This is a genomic window from Streptomyces sp. R33, assembly GCF_041200175.1.
In the GTDB taxonomy this organism is placed as follows: Bacteria; Actinomycetota; Actinomycetes; order Streptomycetales; family Streptomycetaceae; genus Streptomyces; species Streptomyces katrae_B.
The window spans coordinates 6,009,562-6,029,244 of the sequence record NZ_CP165727.1 but is presented as its reverse complement, the minus strand read 5'-3'; the positions used below and the strand labels follow the sequence as shown (position 1 = coordinate 6,029,244).

The 19,683-nt window shown below is 73.1% G+C and carries 14 protein-coding genes; 8 read left to right on the top strand and 6 right to left on the bottom strand.

What is annotated here, in order from left to right; genetic code table 11:
• The first annotated feature begins 246 nt into the window (after window positions 1-246).
• Together AB5J51_RS27775 and AB5J51_RS27770 are read left to right on the top strand one after the other, a co-directional pair.
• Window positions 247-1,092 carry a helix-turn-helix domain-containing protein gene (locus AB5J51_RS27775; protein ID WP_369778935.1) on the top strand — a complete coding sequence of 282 codons (846 nt, stop codon included), beginning with the start codon at window positions 247-249 and terminating at the stop codon, window positions 1,090-1,092.
• Window positions 1,093-1,268: 176 nt separating this feature from the next.
• Window positions 1,269-2,498 (top strand): lipase family alpha/beta hydrolase, encoded by a 1,230-nt coding sequence (locus tag AB5J51_RS27770; protein ID WP_369778934.1) that lies wholly within the window; start codon window positions 1,269-1,271, stop codon window positions 2,496-2,498.
• A gap of 121 nt (window positions 2,499-2,619) precedes the next feature.
• Here AB5J51_RS27770 and AB5J51_RS27765 read toward each other — a convergent pair whose 3' ends face one another.
• Complete coding sequence (locus tag AB5J51_RS27765; protein WP_053785077.1) at window positions 2,620-5,607, bottom strand: bifunctional [glutamine synthetase] adenylyltransferase/[glutamine synthetase]-adenylyl-L-tyrosine phosphorylase; 2,988 nt, start codon at window positions 5,605-5,607, stop codon at window positions 2,620-2,622.
• A 1,024-nt stretch (window positions 5,608-6,631) separates the two neighbouring features.
• On the opposite strand from AB5J51_RS27765, the gene AB5J51_RS27760 reads away from it, so the two are divergent.
• Window positions 6,632-9,343 (top strand): PIG-L family deacetylase, encoded by a 2,712-nt coding sequence (locus AB5J51_RS27760; protein ID WP_369778933.1) that lies wholly within the window; start codon window positions 6,632-6,634, stop codon window positions 9,341-9,343.
• A 216-nt stretch (window positions 9,344-9,559) separates the two neighbouring features.
• Complete coding sequence (locus tag AB5J51_RS27755; protein WP_369778932.1) at window positions 9,560-11,659, top strand: PIG-L family deacetylase; 2,100 nt, start codon at window positions 9,560-9,562, stop codon at window positions 11,657-11,659.
• Window positions 11,660-11,689: 30 nt separating this feature from the next.
• Here AB5J51_RS27755 and AB5J51_RS27750 read toward each other — a convergent pair whose 3' ends face one another.
• The 3 genes from AB5J51_RS27750 to AB5J51_RS27740 all read right to left on the bottom strand — a co-directional run bounded on the left by AB5J51_RS27750 (window position 11,690) and on the right by AB5J51_RS27740 (window position 15,389).
• The gene (locus AB5J51_RS27750; RefSeq protein WP_136224532.1) at window positions 11,690-12,358 is read right to left on the bottom strand and encodes a histone deacetylase; all 669 of its coding nucleotides are present in this window, start codon (window positions 12,356-12,358) and stop codon (window positions 11,690-11,692) included.
• Window positions 12,359-12,885: 527 nt separating this feature from the next.
• Window positions 12,886-13,299, bottom strand: coding sequence for a hypothetical protein (locus AB5J51_RS27745; RefSeq protein ID WP_369778931.1), 414 nt, complete (start codon window positions 13,297-13,299; stop codon window positions 12,886-12,888).
• Between the two features lie 728 nt (window positions 13,300-14,027).
• Window positions 14,028-15,389, bottom strand: coding sequence for a glutamine synthetase family protein (locus tag AB5J51_RS27740; RefSeq protein ID WP_030291594.1), 1,362 nt, complete (start codon window positions 15,387-15,389; stop codon window positions 14,028-14,030).
• Between the two features lie 173 nt (window positions 15,390-15,562).
• On the opposite strand from AB5J51_RS27740, the gene AB5J51_RS27735 reads away from it, so the two are divergent.
• From AB5J51_RS27735 to AB5J51_RS27720, 4 genes are all read left to right on the top strand, one after another.
• Entirely contained in the window at window positions 15,563-15,991 is a 429-nt protein-coding gene (locus AB5J51_RS27735) for a hypothetical protein (protein ID WP_369778930.1), read from the top strand.
• A 72-nt stretch (window positions 15,992-16,063) separates the two neighbouring features.
• Window positions 16,064-16,717, top strand: a complete 654-nt coding sequence (locus AB5J51_RS27730) for a DUF3105 domain-containing protein (RefSeq protein ID WP_053785070.1) — start codon at window positions 16,064-16,066, stop codon at window positions 16,715-16,717.
• Window positions 16,714-17,481: a DUF305 domain-containing protein gene (locus AB5J51_RS27725; protein WP_369778929.1), complete on the top strand. Its 768-nt coding sequence runs from the start codon at window positions 16,714-16,716 to the stop codon at window positions 17,479-17,481. The genes AB5J51_RS27730 and AB5J51_RS27725 overlap by 4 nt, the downstream gene beginning before the upstream one ends.
• A 123-nt stretch (window positions 17,482-17,604) precedes the next feature.
• Window positions 17,605-18,024, top strand: coding sequence for a CBS domain-containing protein (locus AB5J51_RS27720; RefSeq protein WP_133898207.1), 420 nt, complete (start codon window positions 17,605-17,607; stop codon window positions 18,022-18,024).
• On the opposite strand, the gene AB5J51_RS27715 is transcribed toward AB5J51_RS27720, so the two are convergent.
• Entirely contained in the window at window positions 18,009-18,953 is a 945-nt protein-coding gene (locus AB5J51_RS27715) for an alpha/beta fold hydrolase (RefSeq protein WP_369778928.1), read from the bottom strand. The two genes, AB5J51_RS27720 and AB5J51_RS27715, sit on opposite strands and share 16 nt — an antisense overlap.
• Window positions 18,950-19,660: a DUF998 domain-containing protein gene (locus AB5J51_RS27710; RefSeq protein ID WP_133898205.1), complete on the bottom strand. Its 711-nt coding sequence runs from the start codon at window positions 19,658-19,660 to the stop codon at window positions 18,950-18,952. The genes AB5J51_RS27715 and AB5J51_RS27710 overlap by 4 nt, the downstream gene beginning before the upstream one ends.
• Between the last annotated feature and the right edge of the window lie 23 nt (window positions 19,661-19,683).

Below are 19,683 nucleotides of genomic sequence, written 5' to 3'. Positions count from 1 at the left end.
TTCCACGGTCCGGTGGAGCGATGGCCGGTGACGCTCGACGTCTAAAGAGAAACAACCGGGGGAAATGACCTCTCCTCACCTCCCCCTCCCCTCTCACCCGGACGGGTGAATCGCCCCAACCCGGCTGGCGCATATGCCAATCCGTCGGGCACGCTAACCCCCGAAAACCCCATAAACGCAATTCGGCCCTCGTACGGGACGCCAATCCCGCCCGAGGGCCTGACCAAGAGAAGGCACTACCCTTCCATGGCTGACCAGCAGTTTAGCGCGCCCCCGCGCGCCTCGTCGGGCATCCGGCACATCAATCACGATCACCGCCGCGGCTACGTCAAGATCGGCAACCACCTCGCCCAGCACCGCGGGTTGAGCATGGGTGCGATCGGTCTGGCCACGCACATCCAGTCCCTCCCGGCCGGTGCGAAGGTCACCATCAAGGCCCTCGCCGAACGCTTCCCCGAGGGCGAGGTCCGCATCGCCGCCACCCTGCGCGAGCTGGAGGAGCACGGCTACCTGGCCCGCTACCACGAGAGGCTCCCCACCGGCCGGATCGTGACCTGCACGGTCTCGTACAACAACCCGCCCGCGATGGCGGCTGCGGCTCGCGAGCGGCGCGCCGAGCCCACCGGGGCCGAGCCGAAACCGGCTCCCGAGCCGGACCCCGGACCAGGGGCGGACCCCGAACCGGAAGCAGACCCCGCCCCAGCCACCGTCTCCGAAGCAGAGCTCGGGGCCCGCGAGCTGCTCGCACGGCTGCGGCTGCGCGATCCCCGGCTGGTGCTGTCCGAGCGGGACACCGTACGGCTGGGGCCCGCCGCGGCGGGGTGGCTGGAGCGCGGGCTGACCCCGAGCGCCGTCATCGCGGCCCTGACCCGCTCGCTGCCGGTGGTGCCCATCCACTCCCCGGCGGCGCTGCTCGCCCACCGCCTGCGGGAACTGCTGCCGCCCCGCCTACCGGATCCCGGCGAGGCCCGCCCCGTGGCGCCCGACCGCGAGATCCACCCCCTCCGCACCTGCGACGGCCGCGACCGCGCCTTCCGCTCCCCCACCGCCGGCCGCTGCCAGGGCTGCGCCCCGCCGGCGAACGCCGCTTAGCGCGATCCAAACGTAGCCGTCGAGGGTCCCCCCTAACGAGCGAATGTTGCGCTGCGTAACCGGCATATTACGTTGCGTGTGCAGATGATGGGTCGTCATCACCCCTCACCCTGCACCTCCGTGCGTCCGGCCCGGCCGGACTGCGGAGCCGTGCACGCAGCCAGAAGGAGACACCCGTGCCCGGAACCCCGAGCGGCAAGGACGCCCAGTCGGAACAGATCAGCGGCACGCTGATCGCGGCGGCCCCGCTGAGTTCGCCGCCGCCCATCACGGTCCCCGTACATCAGCGCGACACCGAGTGGGAGCTGCCGAACGGCTTCGCCTGGGTCTACTACGGCGAGGGCACCGACCAGGTCCACAAGCCGGTGATCATGGCTGACGGGTTCAACCTCGGCCGAAGCGATCTGCAGTGGCTCGCCCAGGGCCTGGACGGCGGGGAGTACAAGTTCCTGACCGCCCTGCGCAAGCAGGGGCGCACCGTGATCCTGGTCGGATTCGACGAGCGCACCGCGCCGATCCAGAAGAACGCCGAGACCGTGACCGCGGCGATTCTTCGGACCCTCGGGGAGCGCGTCGGTGACGACCGGCTGACCGTCGGCGGCTTCAGCATGGGCGGCCTGATCACCCGCTACGCGCTGGCCAGGATGGAAAGGCAGCGGATGGACCACCAGACCGAGCTGTACTTCTCCTACGACACCCCGCACCGCGGCGCCGTGATCCCGATCGGCCTGCAGGCGTTCGCACACTTCATCCCGCTGGCCAACGACTTCGCGCGGCAGATGAACAGTCCGGCGGCCCGGCAGATGCTCTGGCGCCACTACAACAGCGAGACCGGCAAGGACGAGATCGACCCGCTGCGCACCCAGCTGCTGGAGGAGCTGGACCAGATGGGCGGCTGGCCGATGATCCCGCGCAAGATCGCGGTGGCCAACGGCACCGGCGACGGCATGGGCCTCAGCATCCCGCCCGGCGTCATGGCACTGAAGAGCACCGGCCTGATCGCCTTCCCCGGCACGACCTTCTACACCCAGGCCACCGGCAACAACGTCACGGTCGCCGAGCTGAAGCGGCTGTTCCCGCCCGCCTCGAAGCCGGTCACCACCAGCGGATACCCCGAGCTGGACGGCGCACCGGGCGGCACCCTCGCCTCCTACAAGATCGTGGCGGACGAGCTGGTGGCGAAGGGCGGCAAGGTCGACCTGCGGCACGAGGCCGTCTGCTTCGTCCCGACCGTCAGCGCGGTGGCGATCCGCAACATCGACAAGCAGGAGGACCTGTACGCGAAGGTCGCCTCGATCGACCCGAGCGAAAGCGAGCTGGACGAATTCCTCTGGTCCTCGGCCACCACCCCGCACACCGCGATCACCCGGGAGCTGTGCGAGTGGATCATCAAGCGGCTTCCGTAGTGACGCAGCGTCATCACCACTGATCCAACCGGTGTTCCAGCCGCCCGTCCGGCTCTCTCTGCGCCGGGCGGGCGGCCTCGCGGCGCGCTGACGCCGGGCCGCGGCCGGGGACCCGGACCGCTCAGGCCCCGTAGAAGAGGTCGTCCACGACCGCCCGCGCCCGGCGCGTGATGCGGCGGTAGTCGTCGAGCAGCTCGCCGGCCGTGCCCTCCGCGTAGCCGAGGTAGCGGCCGACGGCGGCCAGTTCGCGGGCCTCCGACGGGAAGGTGTCCCCGGCCCGGCCGCGGACCAGCATCACCGCGTTGCGGACGCGGGTGGCGAGCACCCAGGCCTCGTCCAGGATCTGCGCCTCCTCGGCCGGGATCAGCCCGGCCGCATGGGCGGCGGCCAGGGCCTCGCGGGTCCGCGTGGTGCGCAGGCCGGGCTGCGACCAGGCGTGCCGCATCTGCATCAGCTGCACGGTCCACTCGACGTCGCTGAGGCCGCCGCGGCCCAGCTTGGTGTGGAGCGTGGGGTCGGCGCCGCGCGGGAGGCGCTCGGACTCCATACGGGCCTTCAGGCGGCGGATCTCGCGGACCGCGTCCTCGCCGAGGCCCTCCGCCGGGTAGCGCAGCGGGTCGATCAGCTCGATGAAGCGGGCGCCGAGCTCGACGTCGCCCGCGACCGGTTCGGCGCGCAGCAGGGCCTGGCTCTCCCAGGTCAGGGACCAGCGCCGGTAGTACGCGGCGTACGAGGACAGGGTGCGTACGAGCGGGCCGGAGCGGCCCTCGGGGCGCAGGTCGGCGTCGATGAGCAGCGGCGGGTCGGCGGTGGGGAGTTGGAGCAGCCTGCGCATCTCGGCGATGACGGCCTGGGCGGCCTTCGCGGCTTCCTGTTCGTCGACGCCCTCGCGGGGTTCGTGGACGAACAGGACGTCGGCGTCGGATCCGTAGCCGAGCTCGTGGCCGCCGAAGCGGCCCACGCCGATGATCGCGAAGCGGGTCGGGAGGGTCTCGCCCCAGTGGCCGCGGACGGCGGCGCGCAGGGCTCCGGCGACGGTGGCGGCGGTGAGGTCGGAGACGGCGTTGCCGACCCGGTCGACGAGGGCGCCGGGGTCCTCCTCGGCCGGGTTGTCCTCCGTACCGTACGAGCCGATGATGTCGGCGGCGGCGGTGCGGAACAGCTCGCGGCGGCGGACCCCGCGGGCGGCGGCCACGCCGACTTCGGCGCTGTCGGCGCGGCCGACGGCGGCGAGCACCTCCTGCTCCAGGGCCTCGTGCGTACGGGGCTGCAGTCCTTCGGGGTCTCCGAGCAGGGCGACGGCCTCGGGGGCGCGCATCAGCAGGTCGGGGGCGAGCCGGCCGGCGGACAGGACGCGGGCCAGGTTCTCGGCGGCGGCGCCCTCGTCGCGGAGCAGGCGCAGGTACCAGGGGGTCTTGCCGAGGGCGTCGGAGACCTTGCGGAAGTTCAGCAGGCCGGCGTCCGGGTCGGCGGAGTCGGCGAACCAGCCGAGCATGACGGGCAGCAGGGTGCGCTGGATGGCGGCCTTGCGGGTGACGCCGGAGGCGAGGGCCTCGAGGTGGCGCAGGGCCGAAGCCGGGTCGGCGTAGCCGAGGGCTTCGAGGCGCTGGCCGGCGGCGCGCGGGGAGAGCCGGGTCTCGCCGGGGGCGAGCTGGGCGACGGCGTCGAGCAGCGGCCGGTAGAAGAGCTTCTCGTGCAGGCGCCGGACCACGGAGGCGTGCCGGCGCCAGGCCTTGTTGAGCTCGGCGACGGGTTCGGTGCGCAGGCCGAGGGAGCGGCCGAGGCGGCGCAGGTCGGCCTCGTCCTCGGGGACGAGGTGGGTGCGGCGCAGCCGGTAGAGCTGGATGCGGTGTTCCATGGCGCGCAGGAAGCGGTACGCGTCGTTCAGCTGGGCGGCGTCGGTGCGGCCGACGTAGCCGCCGGCGGCGAGGGCGTGCAGGGCGTCGAGGGTGGTGCCGGAGTGCAGGCCGGCGTCGGTGCGGCCGTGGACGAGCTGGAGCAGCTGGACGGCGAACTCGACGTCGCGCAGGCCGCCGGGGCCGAGCTTGAGCTCGCGGTCGACCTGGGACGCGGGGATGTTGTCGACGACGCGGCGGCGCATCTTCTGGACGTCGGCGACGAAGTTCTCGCGTTCGGCGGCCTGCCAGACCAGGGGCGTTATGGCGTCGATGTACTGGGCGCCGAGGTCCGGGTCGCCGGCCACGGCGCGGGCCTTGAGCAGGGCCTGGAACTCCCAGGTCTTGGCCCAGCGCTGGTAGTAGGCGAGGTGGGAGGCGAGGGTGCGGACGAGGGGGCCGTTGCGGCCCTCGGGGCGCAGATTGGCGTCGACGGGCCAGATGGTGCCCTCGATGGTGGTCTCGGAGCAGATGCGCATGAGGTGGGAGGCGAGTCGGGTGGCGGCCTGGACGGCCTTGGCCTCGTCGGCTCCGTTCGGCGCGTCGCCGACGAAGATGACGTCGACGTCGGAGACGTAGTTCAGCTCGTTGCCGCCGCACTTGCCCATGGCGATGACGGCGAGCCGGCAGGCGGCGGCGTCGTCGGGGGCGGCCGCGGACGCGATCCGCAGGGCGGCGCGGAGGGTCGCGGTGGCGAGGTCGGCGAGCTCGGCGGCGGTCTGGGCGACGTCGATGGTGCCGCAGACGTCGCGGGCGGCGATGGAGAGCAGGCAGCGGCGGTAGGCGACGCGCAGGGCGATGGGGTCGTGGGCCTGGGCGAGCCCCTGCTCGAACTCGGCGAGGCCGGGGTGCAGATCGGCGGCCTCGTACGTGACGAGCGCGTGCCAGTCGCGGGGGTGGCGGGCGAGGTGGTCGGCGAGCGCCTCGGACGCGCCGAGTACGCCGAGGAGGCGGTCGCGCAGCGGTTTGGCGCTGACGAGGGTGTCGAGGAGCACGGGCCGTTCGTCGTCGCTCTGCGCCTCGGCGAGCCGGACGAGCCCGAGGAGGGCGAGGTCGGGGTCTGCGGTGGCCCCGAGGGCGTCGAGGAGCACCGGGTCGGTGCGTACGGAGGCCAGCGCGTCGGAGTCGAGCAGCCGGGCCGCGGCCGAGGGGTCGGTGAAGCCGCTGCGCAGCAGCCGGATGAAGGTGCTGCTCCTGCGTCCCGGGACTGTCATCCCGCCGCCTCCCGCGTACGTCGCCGCCACTGCCCAAGCGTGCCTGGAAGGAGCCTAGCCGGAGCAGGCGTTCGACTCACCGGCGTGGGTGGACCCGTATCATGGCCCGGATTATCGGATTATCTGAATACTTATGCGGAACGCCCCACTCCGCTTACCTGCCCCTCGTTGGCCCGCTCGTGCCCGACCGCTCCCAAGGAACCACATGCCCGACGGACCCGCCGCCCCGGGCCCCTGGCTCCCCGACGACCCGGGAGCCTCGCCGCATCCGGGGCAGGCCGGGGGCGGGCCGGCGGGACAGGCCTGGGACCCGTCGCCGCAGCACTGGCCGGGCGGACCGTCGTGGGACCCGTCGGCGCAGCCCTGGCCGGGCGGACAACCATGGGACCCGTCGGCGCACCCCTGGGCGGGCGGACAGCCGTGGGACCCGTCGGCAGGACCGGCCGCGAACCCGTCGCAGCCCGGCCCGGGCGGACAGCCGTGGGACCCGTCGGCGCAACCGTTCGGGGACCCGGCGTGGCACCTGCCGGCGGGACCGGCCGAGTACCTGGTGGCGCCGCAGTACGGGCAGCCGCAGGCGGGCGGCCCGGCTTGGGATCCCTCCCTGCTCCCGGCGGGCGGAGCGACCGGGGGTCCGCTGGCAGGACCGGTCGGAGGTCCGTATGCCGGAGGGGCCGCCGGCCCGTCCGGCCCACCGTACGCGGGGCCTTGGGACCCCTCGCTGCCTCCGGCGGGTGGACCTCATCAGGCATCCGCCGGCAGCGGCTGGGACCCGTCACGCCCGCAGCCGGGCGGCCCGGGCTGGAACCCCGCGCAACCGCATTCGGGCGGGCCGGGCCGGGACCCGTCACGCCCGCAGCCGGGCCAGCCGGGCTGGAACCCCGCGCAGCCGCATACAGGCGGGCCGGGCCGGGAGCCGTCACACCCCCAGCCGGGCCAGCCGGGCTGGAACCCCGCGCAGCCGCATACAGGCGGGCCGGGCCGGGAGCCGTCGCGGGTCCCGGCCGGCCCAGCCGGATCTGACGTGCCGTCCGCCCCGCCCCTCAGCGGGGCCTGGCAGGGCGGCTCGCCGCTGCATGCCGACTGGCAGCCGGCCCCCGGCGGGCACCCCGGCCCGGCGGGCTCGGCCGAGGCCTGGTCCGGCCGTCCCGGCCCGGCGGGGCCCGAAGCTGCCGGGCACGGCCATCCGTCCGGGGCCACGGGCCGCCCCACCGGGGACGGCGCGGTCCCGCATGCCGCGCCCGGCGCAGCCACCGCCGACGCCCGACCCACCGGACGCGCTTCGCGCCGTTCCGGCACCGACGAGCCGCCCGCTTCCGGCAACCGCCGAGCCGCCCGGCGTTCCCGCGCCGCCGACCCCGCAGAGGCGGCCACCGGCCACCCGGCCGACGCCGACCCGGGCGAGGGCCGCTCCGGGCAGCCCGGCGGACGCCGCCGCTCGCGGGGCTCCGGCCCCGCGGGCGCGGCGGCCGGGGCCCTCGCCGACCAGCCCGCCGAGCGGGCCAACCCCCGTACCGGCAACGCCGAACCCCCGGCACCCGGCGGCCGCCGGACCGCCCGGCGTTCCCGTGCCGCCGACCCCGCCGGCGCAGTCGCCGCCGGCTCGGGCGGCGGGCGCGGCTCCCGCCGTGCCGGCGGCGGCGCCGGAGCCTCGGGAGCTCGCGGCCAGCGGCGTGGGCGGCGGGTCGTCAAGGGGGTGGGACTCTGTGCCGGCATCGTCGCCTGCGGCGTGTTCGTGCTGCGCGCCGGCGAGGCGCGCGGCGGCATCGCCGACCGGACGGCGGCCCCCGCGGCCGCCGCCGACGCGCCCGACCCCGGCCGGGTGCTGCAGATCGTCGCCCACCCCGACGACGACCTGTACTTCATGAACCCGGACCTGCGGTACTCCATAGCCGCCGGCCACCCCGTCACCACCGTCTACCTCACCGCCGGCGAGGCGGACGGCATCAACGCCACCGAAGGCAAGCAGGCCTCCACCCCGCCCAACAAGCCGGCCTACGCCGAGGCCCGCCAGAACGGCATCCGCGCCGCCTACGCCAAGATGGCCACCGGCGACCGCAGCAGTGCCTGGAAGCGCACCGTCGTCCCCACCAAGGGCGGCGGCCACGCCGAGGTCGACGTCCTCGTCGCCAAGCCCGAGGTCAACCTGGTCTGGCTGCAGCTGCGCGAGGCCGGCACCGTATACGACAGCGCCCCCGACAGCCTCCACGGCCTGTGGGACGGCAAGATATCCGCGCTCGGCGCCCAGCTCTCCTCCGGCACCCCCGTCAAGCAGCGGTTCTCGTACTCCAAGGAGCAGGTCGTCCAGACCGTCGCCGGAATCCTGGAGCAGTACAAGCCGACCACGGTCCGCGCCCAGGACCCCACCCCGGGCCGGTCCCCCGACAAGCGGTACACCGATCACCAGGACCACTTCTACGGGGCCCGCTTCGCACAGGCCGCCCTGGCCGCGTACGCGAAGGACGTCGCCCCCGCGAACCGCCCGCACTTCGCGGTGCAGAACTACCTCGGCTACTCCAACGGCTCCCTGCCCAGCGCGCTGGACCCGGACGAGGCCAAGGCGAAGCTGGACATCCTGGACACCTACGCCTGGCTGGACCGGCAGAACCACTGCGGCAGCGACGCCGGCTGCGGCGATCTCAAGGTGGCCGACCACCCCGCCGGCAACGGCTGGACCTCGACCGTCAACTACGCCCGCGGCACCGGCACTTCCTGGCTGACCTCCGACAAGGAGCACGGTCTGTGGGCCTTCAAGGTGCTCGACGGCCAGGTCGCCGTCTGGCACCGGTCCGGCCCGATCGGCGCCTGGAGCGGGCCGCGCCTGCTGCCCGGCACCGGCATGGACCCGGGCATCTCCGCCGTCACCCTGCCGGACGGGCGGATCGCCGCCTTCGGCACCCGTACCTCCTTCGGCGCGCGGCCCACGGACTACCGGCGCGAGGTCGGGTACGTCGTCCAGAAGGGCCCGGGCACGGAGGAGTTCGGGGACTGGCAGTCGCTGGGCACGCCCGAGGCCGCCGACGAGAGCTGGACCTCCGACATCAGCGCCCCCGCCGTCTCGGTCGACGGCACCGGCCAGCTGGCGGCGTACGTCCGCGACGGCGCCTCCACCCTGCGCGGCCGGGTGCAGCTCGCGAACGGCACCTGGGGCCCCTGGACCCAGTACGGGGGCGCCGACCTGCACGGCACGCCGGTCACCGCCACGGACGGCGCCGGGCGGCGCATGGTGTTCGCGGCCACCGTCAAGTCGGTGCTGGGCTGGACGCAGCCGAAGCCGGGCGCGCCGCTGGGCCCGGCCACGCCCACGGGGCTGCCGGACACGACGCTGCCGCTCACCGCGGAGGGGCGCGAGGGCGGGGTGCGGCTGTGGTTCCGCAAGCCGGGCTCGGGCAACGTCCGTACCGCCCTGGTGACGGGCGACGGCGGCCTGAAGGTGAACCACCTCACCGACCTCGGGGGGCTCCAGGGCTTCGGTTCGGTGGCGGCGAGCGGGCACGTACTGGCCGGGCGTTCGGCGGGCGGTCAGCTGGGCTCGGACCTCGGGTCGGGGCGGCCGTGGGAGCGGTCGCCGCTGATGTTCGTCGGGGCGCCCTCGTCCACGACGACCGGCAGGAACACGGTCAGCCTGGCGGTGGTGGGGCTCGACGCGCGGCTGTACGTGACGTCTTCGGCGGACGACGCGAACGCGCACCTGGCGCCGTGGCTTCCGGTGGGTCCGCGGAACACGGGCCGCTGAGGATCCTCCTCCGGCGGACCAAGTGCGTCCACATCCCGGGCACATGCGCGGATCAGAAGCTCACACGCCACAATCGCATCCGGTCGTTTTCGGAAAGCAGGAGTCATCGAGCCCAACGGTGAACCAAGTCCCCCGATTTGGCCTCTCACTGACTGAGCTGACTGAACTGACTGAACTGCCGTTCTTCCCGCCCGGAACGACCCCAAGGCGTGACCGATGCCGATTGCCCGTCGCCGTTTCCTCCTTGCCGCCCTCCTTCCCGTACTCACCGTCGGTGCCACCGGCGTGCTCGCCGTCGCCACCGGCCAGCAGACGTCGGCCGAGGCCACCCAGGAACAGGGCACCGGGTCCCGTGCCGTCGCGCTCCCGGCGAGCGTCACGTCCGGATCGGTCGTCCAGGTCGTCGCCCACCCCGACGACGACCTGTTCTTCATGAACCCGGACCTCAGCCGGTCGCTGACGGCCGGCCTCCAACTCACCACCGTCTACCTGACCTCCGGCGAGGCCGACGGCCGCAACGAGGCCAACGGCGCCGACGCCAAGGACCCGGAGCAGCCCGCCGACCGCGCCCACTACGCGGAGGCCCGGCAGAACGGCATCCGCTCCGCGTACGCCCAGATGGCCACCGGGGACCGCACCAGCGCCTGGAAGCGCACGGTCATACCCACCGCGGGCGGCGGCCAGGCCGAGCTCGACGTGCTGATCGCCCGGCCGCAGGTCAACCTGGTGTGGCTGCAGTTGCGCGAGGCCCGCAACCCCACCGCGGAGAACCCGGACAGCCTGCGCGGCCTGTGGAACGGCAAGATACCCGCGCTCGGCGCGCAGCTGTCCTCCGGAAGCCCGGTCAAGCAGCCGTACACGTACACCAAGGACCAGGTGATACAGGCGATAGCCGGGCTGCTCGGGGTCTACAAGCCGACGACGATACGCATGCAGGACCCGACGCCGGGCCGGTACCACGACACCGGCAAGTACACCGACCACCAGGACCACATGTTCGGCGCCCGCTTCGCACAGGCCGCCACCGCCGCGTACGCCGCCCAGGTCGGCGACCGTCCGCGGTTCTCGGTGCAGAACTACCTCGGCTACCACAACGGCACCCTCCCGCACGCCCTGGATCCGCAGACGGCCGAGACGAAGATCGGCTTCCTCAAGACGTACGCCTGGCACGACCACCAGAACTACTGCGGCAGCCCCTCCGGCTGCGGCGACCGCAAGGTCGCGAGCAGCCCCACCGGGCGCAACTGGGCCCAGTCGCTGCGCTACGCCCGCGCCGACACCACCTCGTGGCTGGTGGCGGGCGGCTCCGGCCGGCTCTACGCCTTCGCCGCCCTGGACGGACAGATGGCCGTCTGGACCAGGCAGGACGGCCCGGCCGGCTGGACCGGCCCGGTCCTGCTCCCGGGCACCGGCATCGACCCGGGCGCGAGCACCGCCCGCCTCTCCGACGGCCGCATAGCGGTCCTCGCCACCCGTACGGGCTTCGGCCCGGGGCCCGCGGACTACCGGCGCGAGATCGTGTACGCCGTCCAGTCCGCGCCGGACGGCCCGTTCGGGCCGTGGCAGTCGCTCGGCACCCCCGAGGGGGCCGACGAGGAGGGCACCTCCTCCATCAGCGCGCCCTCGGCGGCCGTGGCCCCGGACGGCCGGCTGACCGTCTACGTCCGCGACTCCCGCCGCACGCTGCGCGCCCGCGAACAGCAGCCGGGCGGCGCCTTCGGCCCCTGGCAGCGCCTGGGCGGCGAGGACCTGCAGGGCGACCCCGTGACGGCGGTCGACGCCGCCGGGCGGCGCCAGGTGTACGCGACCACCACCAAGTCGGTCCTGGCCTGGACCCAGCCGGCGCCGGGGGCCCCGCTCGAGGGACCGTTCCCGACGGGCCTGCCGGCCACCACGGTCCCGCTGTCGGCGGCGCCGGAGGGCGCGGGCATCCGGCTCTACTTCCGCCGCCCCGACTCGGGGGTCGTGCGTACGGCCCTGGTCACGGCGGGCTCCGGCAAGCCGCAGGTCTCCAGCGTCTCGGAGGCAGGCGGCCGGGCGGGCTACGGCGCGGTCGGCGTCGCGGGCCGCCTGCTGTCGGGCCGCGCGGACACGGGCACGGTCAGTACGACGGGCCTCGGTGGCCCGCCCGCATGGACGGAGTCGAAGATGCTCTTCGCCGGCGCCCCGGCCGGCATCCTCGAACCGGCGGGCGCGACGACGACGGCGGTCCTGGGCCTGGACGCCGAACTCCACATCACCACGACCCCGCCCGCCACCCCGGACCCGGCCCACCCGGCCCGCACCACCTGGCACCGGGCGGTCCCCCCGAAGTAACCGGGGCCGGAAGTCAGCGGCTCCGGGAGGTCAGCAACTCCCGGAGACCAGCAGCTCCCGTACCTGCTCGGGCGTCCAGTGACCGGCGGCGCCCGGGCAGTCGGCCAGGTACTCGGCGATGTCCTGCTCCTCCCAGGGCCCGGACTCCAGGAGTCCCCCGGCGAGGTAGCGCAGGTACACGGCGGTGGGCGGGAGCACGTCGACGTCCCGCAGGGTCCACGGCGCGGTGAACGTCAGGACGGGGATGTCCTCGATCGTGCCGGGGCAGATCAGCGTCTCGTAGCGCCCCGGCCCGAGTTCATCGCGGCCGTCCCGCAGGGTCGCCGTGAGGTCGAGGTCCGTCCCGGGTTCCTCGCCCATCTCCTGCGCGGCGATGTCGGACACCTGGCCGACCGTCACCAGGTGCGCCCGCCCGCGCATCCGGCCCGGAGCCGTCGGGTCGTACAGCCCCCGGCCCCCGCCCCACACGGCGGACTCGGTGGCGAAGTACAGCCGGCCCTGCAACTCGACCGCGAGCGACCGCTCCGGCGCCCGCCGGTCCCGGCACCCCGGATAGGTCCGCGCGGCGCCGACGGGAGTTCCCCCGGCGATGTACGCGGCCAGGCGGTCCATGTGCATGTTGGACCCGTAGGAGGCGTACCAGACCCGCTCGGGCGCAGGCAGCCCCCCGTCGAGCGGCGTCACGGTGTGCACGGTCATACGCGTGTCCTCGTACCTCAGGGCCAACGGCGTCACGCCGTCGGCCCTGAGCGGGTGTTCCGGCCCCGGAAGAGGCCCTGACCTGCCCTTACAGCACCGGCAGGTTCTTCCGCAGCTGCTTCTTGTTGCGGAGGAAGGCATGCCCCACTCAGCCCACCAGCCAAACCCCGCCCCACCCGCCCGCCAACCAGCACCGGAGAGGCCGTCATTGGTCGTCGCCGGCCACCCCCGGCCCCCCGTCGGACGGCCCAGGGACGGCCCGGGTGAATCAGTTCGTTCGGCGACGAGGCTGTACGCGCCTCCGCTTCGATCTCCGCCATGGAACTCCGAAAGAAGCCCCGTGGGCAGCCGAGAACCACAGGCTCGGCAGTCCGCTTACGTCAGGAGGCGGCGGCTTCGCCGGTGCTGGGCATTCGGCATCCGCCTCGCGGGACGCACGTACGACCTCGCGTTCACGGTTTGCTGCGGCGTGGGCGCCCGCCCCCATGGTGTCGGGGTGGGCGCCCAGTTCACAAGCCCGAGGGCGGCTATTCCGGAGGAGGCGGAGGAAGATTGATGGGCAGAGGGTGGCCGTCCGCTCTCTTCTTGATCGACAGATCCTTGATCTTGTACGTATTCACGGCGCCATCATCGTCTTCGCAGACAACCTTAGCGATGGCGGACGTGCCCTTATCCGGAATGCCTGTGAGCGTGATTGTGTACTCTTCCTCCTGTGCCTCGCCGGGCGTTTCGTCCGAGCCGGCCTTCCCCTTCTTGGGGGTTATTGTCACTGTCTTCGGTGTTGACTCATCGAATTGGGCGCAGCTCACCGTTCCAGTGACAGTGACCTTCGTAGCGGCGTGAGCTGTGCCGATTGCTGCCATGGATGCAGCGAGCGTCAGTGAGGCCGCGACCGCTACGGGGCTGAGTGTACTTCTCTTGATGCTGCTGAAGTTCCGCATTTCAGACTCCCGTACTGATTTCAGACGGCGTTGTCGAGAGTGCCTGGCTACGCAAGACGCAGGTCGCAGCGTGAATCGCATATGTTCGACGTGCGCCGTCATGCGGATCCGCGCGCCTGCCACTGAGGGCTGCACCCGGCCCCTGGTTCATGCATGCGGGGTCGGCTGTGCATCGCACTGAATGACGCTGGCTGTCATTGATGATCCGGTTGACTCCGGTCTTTTCGACGCCAACTTCCTTGCGTTCGCATTGCTGCTTCAGGTGTGGCATCCGCTAATCGAGCCTAGCCAGGGGTGCGCGCCGTGTCCACTTTTGACTCAACGCACGTGATTGATAGCTAAATCACTACGTAGCGCCGCGGGTTGCCCGCAAGAATCTCCTCCTTGCGGGATGCCAACCCCGTAACCCGCCCCCCTCCGCATCTCTCATCCCGTGTGCCGTCGACCCACACGTATGTGGAGCGGGCGCGGGTCCTGGCGTCCAGGTGGAGCGCGCCACCGTACGAACGACGCATCTACCCGAGCCGTCCGGCGTGCGGATGGCGGCCCGGCTGGAGCGGGGCGCAGACAGGAGCGCGCCCGTCGGTCCGGGCCCCGGTGCCAGCGACCCCCCGGGTACGCCCGCGGACTGCAGAGCGCGTCTGTGGAAATGAAACGACTCCGGGCCGGTGGTCGATGACCACCGGCCCGGAGTGTCCTGCACACCTCGAAAAGGCTCTGAACTCCGGTTAGAGGACCGGGAGGTTCTTGCGGAGTTCGAAGGCGGTGACCTCGGAGCGGTATTCCTCCCACTCCTGCTTCTTGTTGCGCAGGAAGAAGTCGAAGACGTGCTCGCCGAGGGTTTCGGCGACCAGTTCGCTGCGTTCCATCAGGGAGATGGCCTCGCCGAGGTTCTGCGGGAGGGGTTCGATGCCCATCGCGCGGCGTTCCGCGTCGGAGAGGGCCCAGACGTCGTCGTCGGCGCCCGCCGGGAGTTCGTAGCCCTCCTCGATGCCCTTGAGGCCCGCCGCGAGGAGGACCGCGTAGGTGAGGTACGGGTTCGCGCCCGAGTCGATCGAGCGGACCTCGACCCGCGAGGAGCCCGTCTTGCCCGGCTTGTACATCGGGACGCGGATCAGGGCCGAGCGGTTGTTGTGGCCCCAGCAGATGTACGAGGGGGCCTCGCCGCCGGAGCCGGCCGTGCGGGAGGAGCCGCCCCAGATGCGCTTGTACGAGTTGACCCACTGGTTGGTGACCGCGGCCGTTTCCGCCGCGTGCTTCAGGAGGCCCGCGATGAAGGAGCGGCCCACCTTGGAGAGCTGGTACTCGGCGCCCGACTCGTAGAAGGCGTTGCGGTCCCCCTCGAAGAGGGAGAGGTGCGTGTGCATGCCCGAGCCGGGGTACTCGGAGAACGGTTTCGGCATGAAGGTGGCCTGGACGCCCTGCTCGAGCGCGACCTGCTTCATGACGAGGCGGAAGGTCATGATGTTGTCCGCCGTGGAGAGCGCGTCCGCGTAGCGGAGGTCGATCTCCTGCTGGCCGGGGGCGCCCTCGTGGTGGCTGAACTCGACCGAGATGCCCATGGATTCGAGCATGGTGATCGCCTGGCGGCGGAAGTCCATGCCGACGTTCTGCGGAGTGTGGTCGAAATAGCCGGAGTTGTCCGCCGGCACCGGGCGGGTCCCGTCCAGCGGCTTGTCCTTCAGCAGGAAGAACTCGATCTCGGGGTGGGTGTAGAAGGTGAAGCCCAGGTCGGAGGTCTTGTTCAGGATGCGCTTGAGGACGTACCGCGGGTCCGCGAAGGACGGCGATCCGTCCGGCATCAGGATGTCGCAGAACATCCGGGCGGTCCCGGGGGCCTCGGCGCGCCACGGCAGTATCTGGAACGTGCTGGGGTCCGGCTTGGCGATCATGTCGGATTCGTAGACCCGCGCGAAGCCCTCGATGGCCGATCCGTCGAAGCCGATGCCCTCGTCGAAGGCCTGCTCCAGCTCGGCGGGGGCGACCGCGACGGACTTCAGGAAGCCCAGTACGTCGGTGAACCACAGGCGCACGAACCGGATGTCGCGCTCCTCGAGCGTCCGGAGGACGAATTCCTGCTGCTTGTCCATGCCTTCATCCTCGCAGTTCAGACGGCCTGTGCACCACCTCCCCCGAGGGCGGGGGCACAGTCGGGCGGGCCCAGTATCGCCAGCCGCGGTTTCCGCCACATTACGCACCTCTGAAACCTCGTGGCACCCCCGCACTGACCTCGGGCCCGTCATGAGCATTACCATCTGCGGCCATGGGGGGCTGGGAGCACATGCGGCGCGGGCGCGCAGGGCGTCGGACGCCTCGGCGTGCCGTCATCGCGGTGGCCCTCTGCGTGCTGCTCGGAGCGCTGTTCCTGTGCGTACGGCCGGGCGAGCCGCACGCCGTCACCGCCCTGTCCGGCGCGACCTCCGCGACCGCCCCGACCGGCGTGTCGGCCGTACGCGGGCCCGGCGGCGGGCACGGCACGCGCGCCGTCTGCGCGTCCCCCGACGAGCGGCCCGGCTGCTCCCCGTTCTCGCACGTGGCCCCCGGCGTACTGCCCGCCCCGCCGCCCGCCGTGACCGTGGCGGGCGCCGCCCCGGATCCCGTCGGGCGCGCCGCCGGCGGCGGGCCGGCCCGGCCGCACGGGACGCTCGCCCGGGCCCCCGACCTCCACGCCCTCCAAGTGCTGCGGACCTGACCGGTCCGGGCGCCGTACCGCGCTCCACCGGATCCATCCCTCCACCCCCCTCAGCAGAAGGATTCAGGGCACATGGCCAGCAGGACCCCGTACGACAGCAACTCCCCCCAGGCCCGCATAGCCGAGATGCGCCGCGCCGAGCGGGCCCGCGACCGGCGCAACGCGGCCATCGCGATCACGGTCTCGGTGGCCGTCGCCGCCGGGCTCATCGGCTTCGGCGCCTGGGTGCTGATCGACAAGCAGCAGAAGGAGGACGCCAAGGTGGCGGCCCTCAAGGCCCCGGTGAACGGCGAGCAGACCTGGGACGCGAAGGCGCTGGGCCGCAACCACGTCGAGACCCCGGTGAAGTACCCGATGAACCCGCCGGTCGGCGGCGACCACAGCCCCCGCTGGATGAACTGCAACGGCGACGTCTACAAGAACCCGGTCCCCGAGGTCAACGCCGTCCACTCGCTGGAGCACGGCGCGGTCTGGGTGACGTACAACGAGAAGGCCGCCAAGGGCGACGTCGACAGCCTGGCCGGGACGGTGGCCAAGACCCCGTACACGCTGATGAGCCCGGTCAAGGAGCAGGCCGGCACGATCATGCTGAGCGCCTGGGGCAAGCAGCTGACGGTGGACAAGGCGGACGACCCCCGCGTCGCGCAGTTCTTCACCAAGTACGTGCAGGGCCCGCAGACCCCCGAGCCGGGCGCGGCCTGCACGAGCGGGCTGGCCGAGAAGTGACCCGTACGTACTGGGCGGCCGGGACCGCCGTCCTGCTCGCGCTGCTGTTCGCGGGGGCGGCCACGGTCACCGCCGCGAGCGACGGCGACGGCGACGGCTCCGGCCCGTCGGGCCGCGCTCCGGGCCTCCACTCGCCGGACGCGGGCTTCGCGCGGGACATGGCGGTGCACCACCAGCAGGCGGTGGAGATGTCGTTCATCGTGCGGGACCGCACCAAGGACGAGCCGGTGCGCGGGCTCGCGTACGACATCGCGAACACCCAGGCCAACCAGCGGGGCATGCTGCTGGGCTGGCTGGACCTGTGGGGGCTGCCGAAGGTGGTGGCCGACGAGCCGCCGATGTCCTGGATGGGGTCCGCGGACCAGCACGGCGGTCACGCCGGGCACGGTACGAGCGGGCACGATACGAGCGGGCACGACGCGGCCGGGCACGGCACGAGCGGGCACGACACGAGCAGCCACGACACGGCCGGCCACGACATGGGCGGCGCCGCCGCCAAGCCCGGCGCCCTGATGGCCGGCATGGCCACCAAGGAGGAGCTCGCGCAGCTCGGCGCCGCCGAGGGCCGCGACGCGGAGGTGCTCTACCTCCAGCTGATGACCGACCACCACAAGGGCGGGGTCGCGATGGCCCAGGGCTGTGCGACGCAGTGCAAGACCCCCGCCGAGCGGGATCTGGCCCGGGGGATGGTCGAGGCGCAGCAGTCGGAGCTCACGCTCATGGCGGACATGCTGAAACAGCGCGGAGCTGCACCGCGCGGGTGACGGGCCGCGCCCGTACGGTGGTGGGAGGGCGCCCTCGTCAGGCCCTCCCACCACCGGCCTCCCGAGGGTGCCGAGGCGGGCGCATCCGCGCCCGGCCGCACCGGCATGCGCAGGAGGTAAGCAATGACCACCGCGGCAGACATCATGCACCCCGGGGCCCAGTGGATCCCCGCGACCGCCACTCTGGACGAGGCCGCTCAGCTGATGAGCCGGCTCAACGTGGGCGCCCTGCCCATCAGCGACGCCGCCGAGCGGCTCTGCGGCATCATCACCGACCGCGACATCGTCGTGAACTGTGTGGCCCAGGGGCTGAACCCGTCCGAGATGACCTGCGGTGACATGGCCAAGGGCACCCCGCGCTGGATCGACGCGGGCGCGGACGTCACCGACGTGCTGGACGAGATGGAGAGCCACCGGATCAAGCGGCTCCCGGTCATCAAGGACAAGAAGCTGGTCGGCATGATCAGCGAGGCCGACCTGGCCCAGCACCTCGACGAACACCAGCTGGCGGGCTTCGTGGAGAAGGTCTACGCGGGGCGCTGACCCGGCCGCTCCGGCCGGTCCGGCCGGCCCGCCCCGCCCGGCTCCCTTCCACCAGCGTCCAGGATCGCCCGTGCCACCCGGCCCGGGCGGTCCAGCATGACCAGGTGCCCCGCGGGTTCGGCGATCTCGAAGCGGGCGCCGAGCCGGTCGGCCAGCCGCGCCTGGCGCTCGCACCAGCGCAGGGCCCCCCGCCCGGCCGAGCCGTCGTACCCCGTGAGCACGGTGACGGGGACGGACGGCGGGCGCCCGGTCCGCAGCGCCAGGACCTCGGCGGCGGTGTCGGGGTAGCGGGAGTTCTCCAGCAGGGCGCCGCGCCAGACCCGGCCGGTGCGGTAGCAGCGGCGTACGAGGTGCCGCGCGGCCAGGTCGCCGCCGCCGGTGCGGGAGGCCCGTACGGCGGCGCGGCGGGCGAGCGGACCCAGCGCGGCGGGCAGCCCGGCGGCGGTCAGGGCCCGGCCGAGCACGCGGGCGGCGGCGGTGCGCAGCCCGGCGGGCCAGACCGTACGGGGGTCCTCCTCGATGCTGGTGTCGACCAGGACCAGGGCGGCGGTGCGCTCGGGGTACAGGCGGGCGAAGGCTTCGGCGTGGAACCCGGCGATCGAGTGCCCGGCGACGGTGACCGGGCCGGGCAGGCCGAGCGCGTCCAGGAGCCCGGCGATGCGGCGGGCCTCCCCGGCGGCGGTCGCCGGGACGGTGGCGGGGGCGCTCAGCCCGTGCCCGGGGCGGTCGAAGCGGACGACGGTGCGGCCGTGCGCGACGAGCAGTGCGGCGACGGGGTCCCAGTCGAACCAGGCCATGGCGAGCCCGGCGCTCAGCACCACGGGCGGTCCGCTCCCCTCCACGACGACGTGCAGCGGGACGCCGTCCACGCGTACGAAGCGGCCGGTCGGGGCGGTGCCGGTGCCGTGCGCGGTCGTACGCGGTGTCATGTGCGGCGCTCCTTGTGGACCGAGTACGCGAGCAGGCCCAGCCAGAGCGCCACGAACAGCACCTGCAGCCGCTGCCCGGCCCCCAGCGCCCAGGTCCCGCGCCCGGCGGTGAACAGCGCGATGGCGGACAGGGTCCAGGCGGTGGCGAGCAGCTCCAGCCCGACCAGGACCGGCCCGTAGCGGGCGAGCGGGGCGAGCCGGCCGTAGCGGCGGGCGGCGACGGTGAGGGCGACGATCCCGACGAGGGCGCCGGTCATGGCGAGGCTGCTGCTGACGGCGTGCGCCTGATGGGTGGCCGGGACCAGGCCGGCGGTCTCCCGGGCCGCGCACACCGGGTCCACGGTGGGTGTGCAGCTCAGCGGGAGCCAGGCATCGGCGGCGGTGGCCGCGCCGAAGAGGGTGACGCCGGCCCAGCCCACGACCGACCAGGGGCGGCGGGACCCGTCGCGGCGCAACAGCCCCGCCAGGGCCAGCAGGCCGCCCGCGAAGGCGAGCACTCCGGCGGTGAAGTCGGTGGCCCGGAACAGGCCGCCGAGCGGCTGGTCCTGGGCGGCGAGCTCGCTGACGTACGTCTCGATCGGGTTCAGGCCCGTCGAGAGGACGACCTCGAGCACCCACGCCGTGTACGCGGCGGCGCCCAGCCCGATGAGGAGGGCGACCGGCCGCGCATTGCTCGCGAAGAACCCCGTTTCGGCTTTTGTGGACATACTGCGCATCATCCTCAACACGG